The organism is Streptomyces sp. NH27, assembly GCF_056859195.1.
The window spans coordinates 1-18803 of the sequence record NZ_JACEGK010000013.1 but is presented as its reverse complement, the minus strand read 5'-3'; the positions used below and the strand labels follow the sequence as shown (position 1 = coordinate 18803).

The 18803-nt window shown below is 70.4% G+C and carries 9 protein-coding genes and 1 pseudogene; 7 read left to right on the top strand and 3 right to left on the bottom strand.

Translation table 11 applies throughout. The features are described 5' to 3' along the window. Nucleotides 1–17: 17 nt before the first annotated feature. On the top strand, nucleotides 18–662 hold the full coding sequence (locus tag AC13HU_RS02560; RefSeq protein ID WP_483040046.1) for a dihydrofolate reductase family protein: 645 nt from the start codon (nucleotides 18–20) through the stop codon (nucleotides 660–662). A 25-nt stretch (nucleotides 663–687) separates the two neighbouring features. Here AC13HU_RS02560 and AC13HU_RS02555 read toward each other — a convergent pair whose 3' ends face one another. Beyond that, entirely contained in the window at nucleotides 688–3546 is a 2859-nt protein-coding gene (locus AC13HU_RS02555; RefSeq protein WP_483040045.1) for a beta-galactosidase, read from the bottom strand. A 252-nt stretch (nucleotides 3547–3798) separates the two neighbouring features. Between AC13HU_RS02555 and AC13HU_RS02550 the strand changes: the two are divergent. The 5 genes and pseudogenes from AC13HU_RS02550 to AC13HU_RS02530 form a co-directional block, all read left to right on the top strand. Further along, nucleotides 3799–4008: pseudogene (locus AC13HU_RS02550) on the top strand (ricin-type beta-trefoil lectin domain protein); the annotation flags it as partial. A gap of 180 nt (nucleotides 4009–4188) precedes the next feature. Further along, a complete protein-coding gene (locus AC13HU_RS02545) occupies nucleotides 4189–5685 on the top strand; it encodes an RICIN domain-containing protein (protein ID WP_483040058.1) in 1497 nt (498 codons plus the stop codon). A 408-nt stretch (nucleotides 5686–6093) separates the two neighbouring features. Then, on the top strand, nucleotides 6094–7068 hold the full coding sequence (locus tag AC13HU_RS02540) for an aldo/keto reductase (protein WP_483040044.1): 975 nt from the start codon (nucleotides 6094–6096) through the stop codon (nucleotides 7066–7068). Nucleotides 7069–7419: 351 nt separating this feature from the next. Beyond that, the gene (locus AC13HU_RS02535; RefSeq protein ID WP_483040043.1) at nucleotides 7420–10098 is read left to right on the top strand and encodes a GH92 family glycosyl hydrolase; all 2679 of its coding nucleotides are present in this window, start codon (nucleotides 7420–7422) and stop codon (nucleotides 10096–10098) included. A 438-nt stretch (nucleotides 10099–10536) separates the two neighbouring features. Then, on the top strand, nucleotides 10537–13209 hold the full coding sequence (locus AC13HU_RS02530) for a glycoside hydrolase family 84 protein (protein WP_483040057.1): 2673 nt from the start codon (nucleotides 10537–10539) through the stop codon (nucleotides 13207–13209). 84 nt (nucleotides 13210–13293) lie between these two features. Here AC13HU_RS02530 and AC13HU_RS02525 read toward each other — a convergent pair whose 3' ends face one another. Further along, complete coding sequence (locus AC13HU_RS02525; RefSeq protein WP_483040042.1) at nucleotides 13294–16683, bottom strand: Ig-like domain-containing protein; 3390 nt, start codon at nucleotides 16681–16683, stop codon at nucleotides 13294–13296. 464 nt (nucleotides 16684–17147) lie between these two features. Continuing rightward, complete coding sequence (locus AC13HU_RS02520; RefSeq protein WP_483040041.1) at nucleotides 17148–18005, bottom strand: 3-hydroxybutyryl-CoA dehydrogenase; 858 nt, start codon at nucleotides 18003–18005, stop codon at nucleotides 17148–17150. A gap of 209 nt (nucleotides 18006–18214) precedes the next feature. On the opposite strand from AC13HU_RS02520, the gene AC13HU_RS02515 reads away from it, so the two are divergent. Continuing rightward, on the top strand, nucleotides 18215–18803 hold a 589-nt coding region (locus tag AC13HU_RS02515), incomplete at its 3' end, for a glycoside hydrolase family 10-like protein (protein WP_483040040.1).

Here is an 18803-nt window from a genome sequence, read left to right as displayed (position 1 = left end):
CCGCACAGGAGGAACCCGTGACCCAGCTCGTGCGCGTCCAGAACTTCACCGTCTCCAGTGACGGCGTCGCCGCCGGGGAGGACCAGACCCTCGAAAGACCGTTCGGCCATGTGGAGCCCGAGAAGCTGTTCGCCTGGGCCGGGGCCACGGCGAGCTGGCCCATCCGCACCGCTCCCGGCGGCAGTCGCGGCCTGGACGACTACCTCACCCGGGACTTCGCCCGCAACATCGGCGCCGAGATCATGGGCCGCAACAAGTTCGGGCCCCAGCGCGGACCCTGGCAGGACCACGAGTGGCAGGGCTGGTGGGGCGACGAACCCCCGTTCCACACCCCGGTGTTCGTCATGACCCACCACGCGCGTCCGTCGATCACCCTGTCCGACACCACGTTCCACTTCGTCGAAGGCGACCCGGCCGCGATCCTCGCCCAGGCGCGTGAGGCGGCGCAGGGCAAGGACGTCCGGCTCGGCGGCGGGGTGACCACCATCCGGGAGTTCCTCGACGCCGACCTCGTCGACACCCTGCACGTCGCGGTCTCGCCGGTGGAACTCGGCTCCGGGCTGCGCCTGTGGGAGTCCCCCGACGAACTGCGCGACCGGTTCCACGTGGACGTCGTCCCCAGCCCGAGCGGGATGACCCACCACCTCTTCTGGCGCAAGTAGTCGCCCGCGCGGGGCGCCCCCGACGTCATCCGGTGCGGTCCGCGGCCGGCCCGCCGCCCGGCCGTCGGGACGCCCCGCCCCCCTTGCCGCTGCGACCGGTCGACGTCGATGCCGACGTGGTGGGAGCCGCGCTCCAGGTGGCTTCCCGCAGCGGGCTCCAGGTCGATCCGGCGAGGCCGGGGGTCGGGCCCGCGGGCGGGGTGACCCCGTCGATCGTGTCGTCCCAGGCGGAGACCTGGAGCGTGAGGTCGGCCAGCGCGGTGTCGTCGAGGTCCAGCAGGTCGATGGACCACGTCTCGCCGTGGTAGAGGTCGTTGGCGATCGCCGTCCCCGCGGAGACGAGGGTGGCGTCGCCGCCCCGGTAGTCGAGCACCATGCGCGCTTCCGCCAGGCCGGCGAACGTCGAGGAAGCGCTGCTGATCCGCCACTGGCCGGTCCCGGTGGAGGTGACCTGCGGCGCGGGCGGCGCGGCGGCGAGGCTGTAGGTGAAGCCGGCGAACGGCCCGGCCCGGCCGTCGGCGCTCTTCCATCCGGCGGCCGGTGCCAGGCCGCCGGCCGGGAAGACGTCGGCACTGATCCGGGAGCCTGCCGCCGCGGCGAAGCGTACGGTCGGCTGCACACCGGTCAGCTGACCGCTGGTGGTGATGATCAGCCGGTCGCTGCCGTTCAGCGGCGCGACGGTCGCGTTGAGCGAATCGGCCTCGGGCAGGACGATGATCCGGGCGCAGGGTGCCGCGTCGCCGGACTTGTGCACCAGTAGCGAGGTGCGCTGCCCGGCGGGGACGGTCGCGACGAGTTGGGTTCCGGTGATCTTGCGCACCGCGGTTCCCGATTCGTCGGTGAGGGTGACGGACGCGTCGAAGGCGAGGGCGCGGTCGGTCCAGTCCGGGGCCCAGTAGACCCAGGTGGGAAGGTCGGCACCGGCCAGCTTGGCCAGTGGCTCGACGGTGGCCCAGCGCAGGTCGACGCCGCCCAGATCGGTCATGACGGGGAAGACGTTGCTGCGGTCCGGCGGCATGGTCAGCGGCGCGGCGGGCAGCGTGGCGGTGCCGCCCGCCGTGTGGACCTGGACCTGGACGTCGCCGCGGCTCGGCAGGGTGACGTTGCGCTGGGTGTTGTTGAGGAAGACGAAGCCGCGGCCGTCGGTGTCGAACCGGCCGATGTAGCGCAGCCGCCGGGTCTGCGACGGGTCGAGGAGCTGTCCGGGGTCCCGGCTGATCCGGGTGCGGACCAGCTCGGCGGCGCAGGTGGTGACGAACGTGTGCAGGCGCCGGTACTGCCGGTAGGAATCCCTGGTCCGGCCGAACTCGGCCAGCGGCGCCTGGAAGTCGTAGGTGAGCGGCCAGCTCCCGGCCAGGCCCGCGACCTGGGTTCCGCCGTGGAACATGTAGTAGCCGAGGTAGTTGGCGCCGCGGCCGACGCTGTCGTATGCCTGCGCCACGACGTAGCGGGGTTCGACCAGGAACCGGTCGGTGCCGCGCATCGGGCTTCCGGTGCCCAACTCGCAGAAGCCGCGCGGGTAGGCGAGCGTGTCGTAGCTGGAACCGCCGATGTCGGTGTTGGCGGTCCACTCGTCGGTGCCGTAGATGAAGCCGGAGACCGCCTCGGTACCGGCGCCGGCCTCCCAGCCGCGGTAGCAGTACGAACCCTGCAACGGGATCGCGGTGTCCGGCTCGAACACCGAGTTGGCGGTGACCGTGTAGTACGGAACGACCATGCCGTGGTCGGCGCACATCCGGCGCAGCGTGGTGATGTGGGCGGGGTCGCCGGAGGCGTACTCGTTCTCCAACTGGATGCCGACGACCGGTCCGCCGTCCTTCACGAACAGCCCGTCGGCCTGCGCGGCGAGCTGGGCGAAGTACACGTCCACCTTGGCCAGGTATCCCGGGTCGTCGGTGCGCGCACCGGACAGCGCGAAGTCGGGGATGCCGCCGTTGACGGTCTCGGCGTTGATGTAGGGGCCGACGCGCAGCCAGACCAGCAGCCCCTGGCGCTGAGCGGCGGTGAGGAAGGCGCGCAGGTTCCTGCGGCCCGTCCAGTCCCAGGTTCCCTCCGGCTGCTCGTGGTGGTTCCAGAACACGTAGGTCGACACGATGTCGGCGCCGGCGGCGCGCAGTTTGCCCAGCTCGCGTTCCCAGCGGTCATCCGAGGCGCGGACGTAGTGGAACTCGCCGCTCACGGGATACCAGGCGGCCCCGTTCCTGGACCATCCGTTGTGCGTCACGCCGTAGGAGACGCCGGCCGCGACACCGCCGGCGCCGGCCAGCGGGTCGTCGGTACGCGCTTCGGTGGCCGTGGCGTCGAGCCGGTACGGTGCCACGGCGACGGTCCACCACTGGCCGGCGTCGTCGGCGTCGGAACGGATCTCGACCGTGGCCCCGGGGCTGGTGGAGTCGCCCGTGACGGTCAGCAGCTTTCCGCTGGGCCGGCTGACGATCTTGAGCCGCCCCTGGCCCGCGTCGTCCAGCCGCCACTCCTGGTTGGGGCCCCCGGTGGCGTGCCACTGGATGAGCGGGGTGCCGTCGTCCGTCGCGCCACTGGTGACGTCGAGCATCTTGCCCGAGTGCATCGGGCTGAGGGCGACCCATCCGTCGCCCTGATCGAGCAGCGTCCATTGCTGGTTGACCGCGCCGCTCGCCGTCCACTGGATGACCTGCGAGCCGTCTGCCGTCGATCCGCCGTAGACGTCGAGCGGCAAGCCGCTGCCGACGTTGGTCAACGTCACCGGCGCGCCCACGGTGCCCGTCGCCGCCACCGCCCTTGAGGGCCAGAGCAGTTCTCCGGCGATCTGGGCGCTCAGGGCCGCGGCGACCGCGCCGCCCAGCAGTTTGATCGCGCTCCGGCGGCTCGGTCCGCCGGTGCCTGGCTTCGTCGGCTGGTCCATCTGTACTCCTGGGAGGTGCCGTGCCGTGCGGTGCAGCGGGCGGGGGGACAGAGAGCGCTGATGCGGGTCATGTGCCCCTGTCAGGAGGCCGGGCTGCCTGCTGCGGGCGCTCTCCGCGGGCCGGCAGGTTGAAAGCAGAACCAACGTAGTCAACCGAAAACGCTCACAATCGAACGTGCGGCCTCAGAGAACTGCGTTGGCGGGCGCGCGTCAAGTGTTTACGCAAACTTCCCCGATACTCTGCCGCAACACTTGACTGCCAAGTCGCCTCGGCGTTACCAATGGCCCACCCGCAGACAGTGTTCGGTCACGCCCTGTTCTGATCGATCTTGTTTGAAGGTGAAGTGGACCGTCGGCTCGGACGGCACCATCCGCAGCGCCGGCCCGGGACTGTGCCTCGACGTCACGAACGGCGCCACCGCGAACGGCACGCCCGCGGAGCTGTGGACCTGCAACGGAGCCGGCGACCAGCAACGGGCCACCGGCCAGGCCCGCTTGGCTCGGCCCGGCGGCTGGGCACCGTACGTCCGGAGCCGCCCGTCCGGAGGGCCGGGCGGCGCGTCCTTCCGAACCATCAGCGACCGAATTCCCCGTTATCCGCACCCGGTCCGCCCGGACCGCCGACCCTTCTCAGGAACTCTCATGCTCCCCTTGCGACACACCCGAACCAGCGGAACGCGCAGAGGCCGCGCCGCGACCTTCACCGCCGTCCTCGTCACCTGGCTGGCCGCGGTGCTGGCCATCGCACTGCCCCCGACGGCCGCCCACGCGGCGACCGCGCAGTTCAACCCCGGCCAGACGTGGCAGGACAGCGCCGGTGGGGTGCTCCAGCTGCACGGACTGGGAATCGTCGAGTCGGGCTCGACCTGGTACGGCTTCGGCGAGGACAAGACCGGGGAGAACTCCGGCAACGCGTCCTTCCAGGACATCCCCTGCTACCGCAGCACGGACCTGGCGCACTGGACGAAGCAGGGCCAGGCGCTGAGCCTGCAGGCCGACGGCGACCTGGGCCCGAACCGGGTCGTCGAGCGCCCCAAGGTGATCTACAACGCCTCCACGAGCACGTACGTGATGTATCTGCACATCGACTCGCCCTCCTACGGCGACGCGAAGGTGGGCGTGGCCACCAGCAGCACGCCCTGCGGGCCGTACACGTACCGCGGCAGCTTCCGGCCGCTCGGCTTCGAGAGCCGCGACCTGAACCTCTTCCAGGACAGCGACGGCACCGCGTACCTGCTCAGCGAGGACCGTTCCAACGGCCTGCGGATCGACCGGCTGTCGGCCGACTACCTCTCGGTGGAGTCCGCGGTCGCCGTGCTGCCCGACTACGAAGCCCCCGCGATGGCCAAGGTCGGCGGCCGGTACTTCCTGCTCGGCTCGCACCTGAGCGGCTGGAGCACCAACGACAACGACTACGCCACCGCCACCTCGCTCGCCGGCCCGTGGTCCGACTGGCGCCCCTTCGCCGCTGCCGGCACCAGCACCTACGACAGCCAGACCGCGAACATCATCCCCGTCCAGGGCACGTCCGGCACGACATACATCTACGCCGGCGACCGCTGGAACACCTCCGACCTGGGTTCCTCCGCCCTGGTCTGGCTGCCCATGACGATCAGCGGTTCCACCCTGTCGGTCGGCTGGCAGAACTCCTGGACGCTGGACGCCGCGGCCGGCACCTGGTCGAACGGCACCTCCAACCCCGCCGACGGCACCCGGACCCTGGCCAACGCCAACAGCTCGCTGCTCATGGACGTCAGCGGCGGCTCCACCGCGGACGGCGCCGGCGTGATCCAGTGGGGCGCCGACGGCGGCGCCAACCAGAAGTGGACGATGTCCAGGGTGGACGGCAACGTCTACACCCTGACGAGCGCGGCCAGCGGCAAGTGCCTTGAGGTGCCGGGAAGTTCGACCGACCAGGGCACCCAACTCGACCAGCGGACGTGCGACGGCGGCGCCAACCAGCGCTGGGCGGTGGAAGCCGCGGGGACGTACACCTCGCCCACCGACACCTGGTACGTGCTGGTGAACCTGGCAAGCGGCTGGGTCGCCGATGTCGCGAACCAGTCCACCACGGCAGGCGACCCCGTCGTCCAGTGGGCGGGCAACGGCGGCTACAACCAGATCTGGGCGCTGGGCTGACCCCCTGACGCGGACGCAACGGCCGCTGCGCCGGTGCGCCACGCCGGTGCCCTGCCCTGCCCCGCCCCGCCGGGAAGGGCAGGGCAGGGCGACGGCATGCACCCGCCGCGGTGGCCCGCCGCGCTGCTCGGGTGCCGTGCCTCCGGTCTCCCACCGCCGACGGCGCGACACGCCCGAGGTAGGGGGCCTGGCACACCCCTGATGGCCGTGCCCCGGCAGATCTCGCCCTGCCTGGCAGGGGTGTGTGGGTGCAGTCTCGTAGGTGTGGAGCGATATCCGTACGGGACCGTGGCCGACCGTGCCGCCCCGGCCGACCCCGACGCGCCGGCCGACCCCGACGCCACGGAATTCCCCGCCGGGCACCGATCGTTCGTACCACCGAGATCCTTCAGGAGAATCGAGAAGACGATGAAGCACATCAAGCTGCGTGACCTGGACGTCTCCCGGATCGGCCTGGGTGCGATGGGTATGTCCCACGGCTACGTCGGCGCGGGGACCGATGACGCGGGGTCGATCCGTACCATCCACCGGGCGCTGGAACTGGGCCTCACGTTCATCGACACCGCCGAGGTCTACGGCCCCTACGTCAACGAGGAACTCGTCGGGCGTGCGCTGAAGGGCCACCGGGACGAGGTGGTGCTGGCGACGAAGTTCGGGCTGATCTCGCACACCGGCCGGCAGGACGGCGCGGACAGCAGCCCGGCCAGCATCCGGACCGCGGTCGAGGGCTCCCTGAAGCGGCTGGACACCGATTACATCGATCTGTACTACCAGCACCGGGTCGACCCGGGCACCCCGATCGAGGAGACGGTCGGGACGCTTTCCGAGCTGGTCACCGAGGGCAAGATCCGGTACGTCGGCCTGTCCGAGGCCGGCCCCGACACCATCCGCCGCGCCCACGCCGTCCACCCGGTCACCGCGGTGCAGTCCGAGTACTCGCTGTTCACCCGCGATCCCGAGGCCCGCGTGCTGCCGGTGCTGCGCGAGCTGAACATCGGGTTCGTGCCGTTCTCACCGCTCGGCCGCGGCTTCCTGACCGGCGCGATCCGTTCCATCGACCAGATCGACCCCGCGGACTTCCGCGCCGACAACCCCCGGTTCACCGAGGAGAACTTCCAGCACAACCTCCGCCTGGCCGACGAAGTCGCCGCCGTCGCCGGGCAGATCGGGGCCACCCCGGCCCAGGTCGCGCTCGCCTGGCTGCTGGCCCAGGGCGACGACATCGCCCCCATCCCCGGCACCCGTCGGGTGGCCCGGGTGGAGGAGAACATCGGCGCCGACGAGGTCCGCCTCGACGCGGAGCAGCTCGCGAAGCTCAGCAGCCTCCCGCCGGCCGCCGGGGACACCCACAACGAGGCCCAGATGCGCATGCTGGAGCGCTGACCGCGCTGATCCATCCCCTCGACGATCCCTCGACGGGTCCGGCGGCATACGGCGCCGGGCCCGTCGGCGCGAGCAGCGGATCCTCCCGGCCCCGCGCGATCGGCAGGACGAGCGCCATCGACCCGCGACGCCGCCCTCCGTTTGCCGGTCGTAAGCCCCCCGGTTGTCTCCGTGGTGTCCAAAAAGTGGATACGTCAGATCCATTGCGTGCTCGATGGCCTCACGCAAGACTCTGTCCGGCTTGACAACGATGTCACATCGGAGATGTATATGAACCATGTGAGACCTGAAGTTTCGGGTGGCGGCAGGCGCGCCCGACTTTCCGGGCCGGCGCCTCTGACCTGGACGATCATGATCGTTACCGCGCTCGTGGCCTTGTTCCTCCCGCCGTTCGCCGCCACCGGCCGGGCGGAGGGCAGGTCGTCGAACGTGGGTCTGGTCGACCCGTTCATCGGGACGACCGGCGCGAGCAGCACCGAGTACGGCGGCATGATTCCCAGCACGGCTCCACCGTTCGGTATGACCAGGTGGTCGCCCATGACCCGGGACAACTACGTCAGCCGAACTCCGTACCACCTGAACGATCCGAAGATCACCGGCTTCATCGGCACGCACCAGCCGGCGATCTGGATGGGCGATTCCGGCTACGTGGTGGGCATGCCGGGGGTCGGCGCCGTGAAGACGGCCGCGGCCGATCGCGGGCTGGCGTTCACCCATGCCGACGAGACCGCCTCACCCTCGCTCTACACGGTGAACATGCAGGCCGGAGCGGGGCAGACGCTCCGGACGGAGATGACGGCGACCTCACGGGTCGGGTTCCTGCGGACGACCTACCCGCACGGCGCGGAGTCGAACTTCGTTCTGCAGGCCACGCGTTCGGGCATCACGGGCCAGGTGCACGTCGATCCCCGCGCACGGGAGATCACCGGCTACAACCCCGACCGGCAGGACAGCGACCTCGGCCCGTTCAAGGCGCCGAACTTCAAGGGGTACTTCGTCGCGCGGTTCGACACCCCCTTCGCCGGCTACGGCACCGCCACGGGCGCGACCCAGTACGAGGGACAGGCCGACCGCACCGACGGCAACGTGTCCGCGTACGTGCGCTTCCCGGCCGGCACCCAGAAGGTCCAGGTCCGGATCGCGACCTCGTTCATCTCGGTCGCCCAGGCACGTGCCAACCTCGCCGCCGAAGTGCCCGACCACCAGACGTTCGAGCAGACCGTGGCCAAGGTCCGGGCGCAGTGGAGCGACAAGCTCGACCGGGTCGATCTGACAGGTGCCACGCCTGACCAGCAGGCCGTCTTCTACACGGCGATGTACCACGCCCTGCAGTACCCGTCGGAGATGTCCGAGCACGGCCGCTTCTACAGCGCCTACGACGACAAGGTCCACAACGGCGTCAGCTACACCGGGTACTCGACCTGGGACACGTATCGGGCCGAGAACGCGTTCCTGACGCTCTTCGCCCCGGAGCGGATCAACGGCATGGTCACCTCGATGTTGCAGGACTACCAGCAAGGCGGCTGGTTGCCGATGTGGAAGAACCTCACGGAGACCAACATCATGGTCGGCACGAACGCCGACTCGATCATCGCCGAGGACATGGCGAAGGGCTTCACCGGATTCGACACCAAGCTCGCCTACCAGGCGGTGTACAAGGACGCGATGACGCCGCCGGACCGGGACACCGAACTGGACTTCCACGACCGCGAGCAGGGCACGCCCGTGGAGGCGAGAGCGGGACTGACCACCTACAAGCAGAACGGCTGGGTCGCGGCCGACCACACCTCCGAGGCCGGATCGCGCTCGCTGGACTACGCCTACGAGGACTGGGCGGTCGCGCAGATCGCCAAGAAGGTGGGCAAGAGCGCCGATGCCAAGTTCTTCCTGGCGCGCAGCGACAACTACAAGAAGCTGTTCAACACCGCCACCGGCTTCATGCAGTCCCGCAACCTCGACGGCTCCTGGGCCGACGGCGGGTTCACCGAGGGCGACCAGTGGGTGTACACGCTCGACGTCCTGCACGACATCCCCGGACTGATCGCGCTCAAGGGCGGCGACGAGAAGTTCGCGTCCTGGCTGGACAGTTACTTCGCAGGCGGCCACAACAACCACACCAACGAGCCCAGCCACCAGGCCGCCTACCTCTATGACTACGCCGGGCAGCCGTGGAAGACGCAGGAGCAGGTGCGCCGCATCGCAGGCGCGAACTACGCCGACACTCCTGACGGCCTCAGCGGCAACGAGGACTGCGGGCAGATGTCCGCCTGGTACGTGCTGTCCTCGCTCGGCATCTATCCGGTCAACCCCGCGTCGGCCCAGTACGCGGTCGGCAGCCCGTTCTTCGACAAGGCGGTACTCCGCCTTCCCGCCTCGCACCGTCCGCTGGTGATCAGCGCACCCGGAGCAGCGGCGAAGCCGTACGTGCAGGCACTGTCCCTCAACGGTCGGAGCGTCACCGAGCCCTCCTTGAGCCAGACCGACCTCGTGCGCGGAGGACAGCTGAAGTTCACCATGAACTCCGCGCCGCAAGGCTGGGCCGCCACCAGCACACCGCCTCCGCCGAACCCCGATCTGGCCTACGACAAGCCGGTCACGATGCTCAACGGCACTCCGGCCGCCGACTGGGGCAAGCCGGTGGAGAACGCGGTCGACGGCGACCCCGCGACCATGGCGCAGTCCCACGACAGCACGCCCTGGAGCCTGCAGGTCGATCTGGGCGCCGCCACGAAGGTCGGACGAATGGTGGTCGACCCCGACTGGGAGAACTACCCGAAGACGTACGACCTCAAGGTCTCCACGGACGGCCGGAACTGGACGACGGTGGCCGCCGAGGCGGACTCCGGCGGCAGCACCGACTGCGCCGCCCACGGGGTGACGACCTGCGGGCAGACCCGTTCCTACGCGTTCCCCACGGTCTCCGCCCGCTACGTGCTGCTCGACGTCAGCAGTTGGGTCTCCGCCAAGACCGGGAGCCCCGCCGACGGATACGGCTGGGCACTCGACGAGTTGGGGGTCTACGACAAGTAGCGGTTGGCGCGCTCGCGGTCCCGCGCCCCTGCGCGGGACCGCACCCATGTCACGGCCCCACGGCCCCACGGCCCGGGGCGTCGGACACGGCTCGGAAGGCCGGCGGCGCGGAGCCGCGGCACCCTCGCCGCGGTCTTGACGCCGTAAATTCATCGGGCCTATCGTAGATGTCTAGACCACTTGAGCCCACTCTGAACGGGCGCGACCTGCGTTTCCGCACCTTGCGAACCTCCACGTCGAACGCGCCTGGAACGCGCGGCGACGAACTCCTCGCTCACCGAGCTCCCTTGACGGAGCTCCATCGCCCGACGGTCCCACCAAGACCAGCCCGCCGCCCGACTCTGCCGGCGGGCGCGGGCATGCGATGGCACAGCGCACCCAGGAGCAAGCCGGACAGCATTCCAAGGAGGATGATTCGTGCAGCACCCTCATGGTTCAATTCGTGCCAGACGCATAGTGGTCGCGGCCGGGGCCGCCCTCGCGCTCGCGGCCGGTGTCGCGCTACCGGGAGTCCACTGGACGGCGCAGGCCGCCGCCCCGAGCACACCACAGATCTTCCCCACCCCCCGCTCCGTCACCCCGCAGGCCGGCCACGTCACCATCACCCCCGCGGTGACGCTGATCGCAGGGGCCGCCGCGGATCCCTCCGCCCTCAGCGTGACCGAAGCGGCCCTTCGCGCCGCGGGCGCCCACACCTTCGCCCGTGCCGATCACCCCTCGCAACACGGGGACCTCACGGTGTACGTCGGCGGGCCGGCCGAGACACCCGGGACCGCGAAGGCCCTGACCGCGCTCGGACTGCCGGGAGTGGGCAGCTTGCCGGCAGAAGGCTATGAACTGGGCGTCGGACACCGGTCGATCGTGCTGGCCGGAGCCGATCCGACGGGGACCTTCTACGCCGCGCAGTCACTCCGTCAGCTCGTGCAGTCCGGCGGTCACGCTCCCCACCGCACGCTGGACGGGATCACCGTACGGGACTGGCCGTCCACCGCGTTGCGGGGTGTCATCGAGGGCTTCTACGGCACGCCGTGGTCGGACCCGGCCCGCCTGGACCAGCTCGACTACCTCGCCGCGCACAAGATGAACATCTACGTGTACTCGCCCAAGGACGACCCCTACCTGCGCGCGCAGTGGCGCGACCCGTATCCGGCCGACCAACTCGCGGTGATCAAGAGCCTGTCCGACCGGGCCACCGCCGACCACGTGGCGTTCACCTACGCGCTGTCACCCGGCCTGTCCGTCTGCTACAGCTCCGACGCGGACGAGAAGGCGCTGGTGGCCAAGTTCCAGACGCTGTGGGACGTGGGTGTGCGCTCCTTCGCCGTCCCGCTGGACGACATCAGCTACACCAACTGGAACTGCGCGGCCGACGAGACGAAGTTCGGCACCGGCGGTGGCGCGGCCGGTGCCGCGCAGTCGTATCTGCTCAACCAGGTGCAGAAGGACTTCATCGCAACCCACCCCGGCGCCGCGGCGCTGCAGATGGTGCCGACGGAGTACTACGACACGACGCCGAGCCCCTACAAGACCGCTATCGCACAGCAGTTGGACCCCGACGTGCTGGTGGAGTGGACCGGCGAAGGTGTGGTCGCGCCCACCATCACCACCGCCCAGGCCAAGGAAGCCCAGCAGGTGTTCGGCCACAAGATCCTGGTCTGGGACAACTATCCGGTCAACGACTACGTCACCAACCGCCTGCTCCTCGCCCCGTACACCGGGCGTGAGCCGGGCGTGGCCGGCGCGGTGGCGGGTCTCACCTCGAACCCGATGATCCAGCCGTACGCGTCGAGGATCGCGCTGTTCACGATGGCGGACTACCTGTGGAACGCGGAGGCTTACAACCCGCAGACCTCCTGGAACGCGTCCCTCGGCGAGCTCGCCGGGGGAGACCCGAAGACCACCGCCGCCCTGCGGGCCTTCGCCGACCTGAACTACACCTCGGCGCTGACCGGCGGCCAGGCACCCGAACTGAGCGCCGCGATCAAGCAGTTCTGGACCGCCTGGCCGACCGACCCGGCCAAGGCCGCACGCACCCTGCGTCCCGAACTCGCCGCCGTCGCCGCGGCACCCGCGTTCCTGCGGGCACATCTGCCGCAGAACGAGCAGGGCTTCCTCACCGACGCCGCGTCGTGGCTCGACTCCACGGCCGACTGGGGAACGGCCACGCTCACCGCCCTGGACATGCTGCAACGGCAGCAGGCGGGCGACGCGGCTCAGGCTTGGGCCGACCGGCAGGCGCTGCCCGCCCTGGTCACGGCGGCTTCCGGACACGGCGTGCTGGTCGGCGACACGGTGGTGGACACCTTCGTCAAGGACGCCGAGAACCAGTACGACGCCGCACTCGGTGTCGTGCACACGCATTCCACGGCGACCACCTCGCTGGGTACCTACGACGGCAACAACCCGGCGAACTACACCGACGGCGACCCCGACACCTTCTTCTGGTCGGACGCGAGCCCGGCGGTCGGCGACTACGTCGGCGTCGACCTCGGCTCGGCGCGTCCGATCAGCACCGTCGACGTCCTCATGGGCAAACCGACGAGCGCTCAGGACTACATCCACCAGGGGACGTTGGAGTACTCCTCCGACGGCACGACATGGCAGTCGCTGGGGAACTTCAGCGACACCGCCGAGGTGAAGGCCGCGGCCCCGGCCGGTGCCGTCGCCCGCTACGTGCGACTGCGCAACACCGCGGCGCAGGACAACTGGGTGGTGGTACGGGAGTTCACGGTCGGTTCGCCGCTGACCGCGGTCACCGTCTCCGGAGCCCCCGCCGCCGCGACGGGCTCGTCGCTGGCAGCCGCGGTGGACGGCGACCTGACCACCGCGTACCAGGCCGGTGGCACGCCGGCGTCCGGCGACGCACTCGTGGTGAAGCTGCCGTCGGCGAAGGCACTGGACTCGGTGCTGGTCCTCCAGCCCGGCGCCGGCCGGGCCCGGGCCCAGGTGCAGGTCCAGGACGGCGGCGCGTGGCGGACCATCGGGGCGCTGACAGGGCCGTACACCCGCCTGTCCGCGCACGGCGTCACGACCGACACCGTCCGCCTGCTGTGGACGGCCGGCAGCCCGGCCCCGGCGATCTCCGAGGTCGTGGCGCACACCACCGACTGATCCACCGGCCCGCGGGCGTAAAGGGAGAGCGACGGGCACGGCCACCGACATGGTGGCCGTGCCCGTCATTCGCGGTGAGGGGTATTAACCTCCCAGTTCGGTCAGCAGGTTCGGGTCGAACGGGCCGTCGTAGGTCCCGATGCGGAAGCCGGCGATCGTGCCGGTGAATCCGCGGCTCTGTGCCGCCGGGTGGACGTCGTTGCCGATCCCGACCATGTCGTTCAGGACCTGGGTCGAGGGTGCGGCGTCGCCGGTCACCGCCGGCAGTTCGACGCCGTCGAGGTATACGTGCAGCGTCGCGACGGGGCCGAACCCGTCCCAGCCGATCTGGAGGTCGTGCTGCTGCCCGGTCGCCGGCAGCGGCGTGGTCAGGGTGTGGTTGCCCTCGCCGGAGGGAGCGAAGCCGTAGGTCAACTGCCCGCCGCCGTAGCGGACCCACAGGTTGCCGCCCACGGCGAACAGGGTGGCCAGCGAGGGCTGGTCGGTTCCGGCGGCCGGGGTGAACTTCACATCGGCGACGAAGTTCTGTGTCAGTCGGGCGTCGCCCCAGGAGGTGCTCGGTGCGAAGCCCACGGCGTTGTCGCCGCCCTTGAGCACGACGCCCTGACCGGGCTGGACCGTCTCCGTGCCGGCCCGGCGATCGATGCTGCCGAGGGCGATCTCGTCGGCGCCGGGAGCGTAGGCGTTGTTCGTGAACGAGCCGCCGAAGCCGACCTTGGCGGCGAGGCTCATCGTGCGCGGCCCGATGACCACCGAGACGGTCCTCGGCGAGGACGTCCCGGTCCGGTCGGCCTGTACCGCCGAGATGGTGTGCACGCCGTTGCCGAGCGCGGTCGCCGGAGCGCACGCCCACCTGCCGTTCTTCGCCACGGTGGCGGCACACACCTGGCCCGCCGCGTCCGGGTCGGTCACCGTGACGGTGGCTCCGGCCAGTCCCGTACCGTCGATGCCGGTCGGCGACTTCGGCAGGGCGGCGAACGGTGCGGGGTCGGTGATGACCGGTGCCGGCGGACGACCGATCGAGATGTCCGTCGGGTCCGCTCCGGCGGGCACGTTCGCGATGATGAAACCGGTGGAGAGCACGGTCAGATCGGTCCCCGAGACCCGAACGCCGCCGATGTAGACCGCCTTGGACGGCGAGAACCCGGAGCCGGCGATGAGCACCTGCTCAGGGGTGTCGGCCGTCGCGGGGGAGGTGCCGGAGTAGGTGATGTGGGCCGGTAGTTCGGCGTCCACGGTCTGGTAGGCGCCCTGCGGCCCGGCCCCGTCGAGCACCGCCCGCGCGGTCCGACCGCTGATGGCACCCCGCAGATCAGCGGGGCCGGGCCGGCTGGGAAGCGCCGTGTTCGCGCCGATGCACACCGCGTCCGGGCTGTCGTCCGGATCCGCCAGCCAGTTGCCCACGACCACGTTGCGGCATGCGCTGTCCGTGGGCCAGTGACTCGACATGGAGTAGTGCGAGTTCCACTCGACGTTGCCGGTGAACGTGATCCACTGCGAGCCGACGTCGGGCGCGGTGAAGTACGAGCTGTGGCCGGTGTTGGTGTCGCCGACGTTGCCGCTGATCGTCAGGCCCTGCGCGTACGACGCCGGCTGGTCGATCGAGCCGTCCGCGGTGTACACCGTCGGGCCCTGCTGGCCTTCGGTGTAGATGTCGCCGCCGTCGCCGAACATCTGCATGTTCTGGTGGAACCAGTTGGCGGTGATCGCGTTGTAGGCGTTGATGTTGGTGGTGTGGTTCCAGTACTGGTCGAGGGTTTCGGGCGGGTTGGCGCCCGGCAGGGACTCCGCGTCCGGGTGGCCCTGCCACGCACCGGAGGTGATGCCGTCGTAGGGCATGTTGAAGATGTCGTTGTGGGAGATGGTGGTGTGCCGGGTGAACATCATCGTCACGCCCGCCGCCCCGATGTAGTCCAGGCCCGCGTCGTGGATGACGTTGTTGTCGACCACGTTCCCGGTCATGATCTCGTTGACGCCATGGGCACCGATGTCGTCGTGTGCCGACGCGCTCGGGCTGTCGGAGCAGTCCGCGATCACCGTGGCGGCCGGGTCATCACTCGAGCCGGGGGTCGGGTCTCCGGAACAGCCGAGCCAGATGGCGCTCGACGCGATCTGGCTGAACTCGCTGCCCCGCACGAGATTGTCGTCGCTGCCGTACCGGACTCCCAGCCCGATACCCCCCAGGTCGCTGAACCGGTCGCCCTCGAAGGTCACGTGCCTGGCCGCGGTCAGCTGCACATTCGCGAGCGGCTGAGCGAACGCGGCCCACGGGCAACTGCCCTCGGCCGGTGCGCCGAAGTGGCATTCGCCCTGGCTCGACGGCAGCACGTTGCCGTTGTCGTCCCTGACGATCGGCTGGGTGACCATGAGGTTGTCCTGCACCTGGGCGAACCCGGTCGGGGTCGACGGCTGGTTCCAGGTCGCCGTGCTGAACGTGATCCCGCTGAAGGTGAGGTCGTGCACGGGGTGTGCGAGCGTCCCGGCGACGTTCACGAGCGACTCGAGCCGCGGGATCTCCACGTCGAGGTCGGACATGCGCCGGCCGGCCGCGGGCTCGAAGTACAACCGGTCCGCGGAATTGTCCAGGTACCACTGTCCGGGGCTCAGCAGCGAGTAGGCGTTCTCGATCATCGTGGGCGGAGTACCAGCGGCGAGGCTGTACGGGGTGATGTTCGAGGAGTTGCCGCCCCACACGGTGGTCTGCTTGTTCGTGACGTTGTTCCAGCACGGCTGTGCCATGCCCACCGTGGTCGTGCCCGACGTCGCGCCCGCGGTGACCGATGCCACCGGGCACTCCACGGTCGCCCAGTCCATCGGCGGCGCCGGCGTGTAGACGAACTGCATTTCCCGCAGCTGCGTTTCGTCGAGTCGCGCCGCCAGCTTCGAGAACCACGTGGCGGTGGATCCGGTCGTGGTGAACGCCGCCTTGTCCCACGACGTCAGGCTCAGGCCGAGCTGCGCCGGGGTCTTCTGGGCGACCGGCGCTTCCACCCCGTCGACGTACAGCTGCCGGGTACGGGTTCCGGCCGGCACCGGGGCCGACCACACGTCGGAACCCTCGACGTGCGTCCATCGCGTCACCCGGCTACCGCCGGAGATCACTGGATGGGCACCGGGGGCTGCCCGCCAGGTGACCGGCTGACCGGGCTTTCCCGAATCGGCCGGGCCGAACTCGAGGCCGTGCGCCAAGCGGTAGGTGCCGTCGGCCAGGACAACGGTGATGTCCGCCGGGTGCGGCTTGGCCAGTTCCTTGCGGACGGCCGCTTTCGCTCCGGTCAACGAGCAGGGCGCGGACGCCTTCTCGCATTTCGTACCCGCCCCCGACGGCGCGGCATGCAGCGTGAGGGACTTCGTCGGCGACGCCGCCACCGCGGCCGGGACCAGCCCGCCGCCGAGCAGGAGGGCGGTGGCCACGCCCAGGACGCCCGCGATCCTGCTGCTCCGGGCATGGGTGCGTAACGTGCGAGGCAACATGTGCGGCTCCTTGGATAGAGGCGCGTGCGATGGCCGAGACCGAAGAAGTCGGCCCGTGTCTCGGTCGAGACGGTGATCGGCTTGGATGCGGTCTTGCGGTAACTCGACTGATACATCGGAGGTATCGGCTAGTCGAGGACGCTAGTGCGACGCCTCTGAGGGGTCAAGAGGGTCGGCGGCAACCAGCTGGAGTCTCGAAGGCGACCGCTGAGCAAGTCGCACTATGTCGGCCACGACCAGGTGAGTTCGGTCCCTGGGCCGCAGATCGAGTGCTCCGCCCCCGGGTGTTGACGGGTGGAACACATCCGAGCCGCATCCGCACACGCGGTAGCCCTCGCAACAGAGATCGGACGGGCCGCACCGGCGGCAGCGCCCGCAGACCGGGCGCCGTCAGCAGCTATCTCATAGCGCGCCGGGCCCGGCCGCGCGCGGCCGGGCCCGGCATCGGGGCGATGAAGGCGCCGTCAGTACGTGTAGAACCCCGCGCCCGTCTTGCGGCCGAGGCGGCCCGCGTCGACCATGCGCTGGAGGATCGGCGGGGCCGCGTAGAGGGGCTCCTTGTATTCCGCGTACATCGAGTCGGCGATGGCGGCGACCGTGTCGAGGCCGATCAGGTCGGACAGCTTGAGCGGGCCCATCGGGTGGGCGCAGCCCATCTCCATGCCGTTGTCGATGTCCTCGCGGGTGGCGATGCCGGACTCGTACATGCGGATCGCGGAGAGCAGGTACGGCACCAGGAGGGCGTTGACGACGAAGCCGGAGCGGTCCTGCGCGCGGATGGGGTGCTTGCCGAGGACGTCGCCGACCAGGGCCTCGGCCCGCTTGAGGGTCTCGCTGCCGGTGGTGAGCGCCGGGATCACCTCGACCAGGCGCTGCACGGGGGCCGGGTTGAAGAAGTGGATGCCCACCACCTGGTCGGGGCGGGAGGTCGCCACCGCGAGCCGGACCAGCGGGATGGAGGAGGTGTTGGAGGCGAGGATGGCGTCGGGGCGGGTGACGACCTGGTCGAGGGTCTTGAAGATGTCCAGCTTGACCTGCTCGTTCTCCACCACCGCCTCGATCACGAGGTCGCGGTCGGCGAACTCGGCGAGGTCCGTGGTGTAGCTGAGCCGGTCCAGCGCCGTGTCCCGCTCCTGCTCGGTGAGCTTGCCGCGCTCGGCGGCCTTGCCGAGGGAGTTCGTCAGGCGGGCTCGGCCCAACTCCAGTGCCTCGCCGGTGGTCTCGGCGACCCGGACGTCGAGCCCGGCCTTCGCGCACACCTCGGCGATGCCCGAACCCATCTGGCCCGCGCCCACCACTCCGACGCGCTGGATGTCACTCACTCGTCAGCCTCCCGACCGTCGGCCGTGTCCGGCCTGCCGCTGCCTGCACCTGGCTCGCACCTGATCGTGTACCGGACAGACGTTACCGCCCACCGGGGCCGCCGGGCCCGGCGCCCCGCCACTCCAGTGGACTGGACCATTCGGCGGTTGCCGCCATTGCCCCGGACCACCATCATCGGCGGATCTGGACGGTAGATCAGGAGGACGGTATGGACCCACTCTCCCGCAGAACCTTCACCGTGGCCGCCGCCGGCACGCTGGCCTCGGCCGCGGCGATCGGCGCCGCGCAGGCGGCCGCGCCCACCCGGACCGCTGCCACGTCGACGGCGAGCAGCTCCGGTTCGACCTCCGCCGGAAGCCCGGCGGGCGCCGCGCACCGGCCGCCCACCGCCCGCCGCGAGCTGCGCGGCATGTGGATCGCCACCGTCGCCAACACCGACTGGCCGTCCGCGCCGGGGCTGTCCCCGCGGGAGCAGCGCGCCGAACTGATCGACCTGCTCGACACCGCGGTCGAACGCCGGCTGAACGCCGTGATGTTCCAGGTCCGTCCGACCGCCGACGCGTTCTGGCCCTCGTCGTACGAGCCGTGGTCGCAGTACCTCACCGGCACCCAGGGCCGCGACCCGGGCTGGGACCCGCTGGGCACCGCCGTGCACGAGGCGCACCGCCGCGGCCTGGAGCTGCACGCCTGGTTCAACCCGTACCGGGTCGCGCTGACCGACGACCTCGGCTCGCTCGCCCCGACCCACCCGGCCCGGCTGCACCCGGAGTGGGTGGGGCCCTACGGCGGCAAGCGCT

What these genes read in the sequence shown, in the direction of transcription:
- AC13HU_RS02555 (WP_483040045.1), bottom strand. Translation starts at nt 3,546, where the DNA reads ATGGACCAGCCGACGAAGCCAGGCACCGGCGGACCGAGCCGCCGGAGC.
- AC13HU_RS02545 (WP_483040058.1), top strand. Translation starts at nt 4,189, where the DNA reads ATGCTCCCCTTGCGACACACCCGAACCAGCGGAACGCGCAGAGGCCGC.
- AC13HU_RS02540 (WP_483040044.1), top strand. Translation starts at nt 6,094, where the DNA reads ATGAAGCACATCAAGCTGCGTGACCTGGACGTCTCCCGGATCGGCCTG.
- AC13HU_RS02535 (WP_483040043.1), top strand. Translation starts at nt 7,420, where the DNA reads ATGATCGTTACCGCGCTCGTGGCCTTGTTCCTCCCGCCGTTCGCCGCC.
- AC13HU_RS02525 (WP_483040042.1), bottom strand. Translation starts at nt 16,683, where the DNA reads ATGTTGCCTCGCACGTTACGCACCCATGCCCGGAGCAGCAGGATCGCG.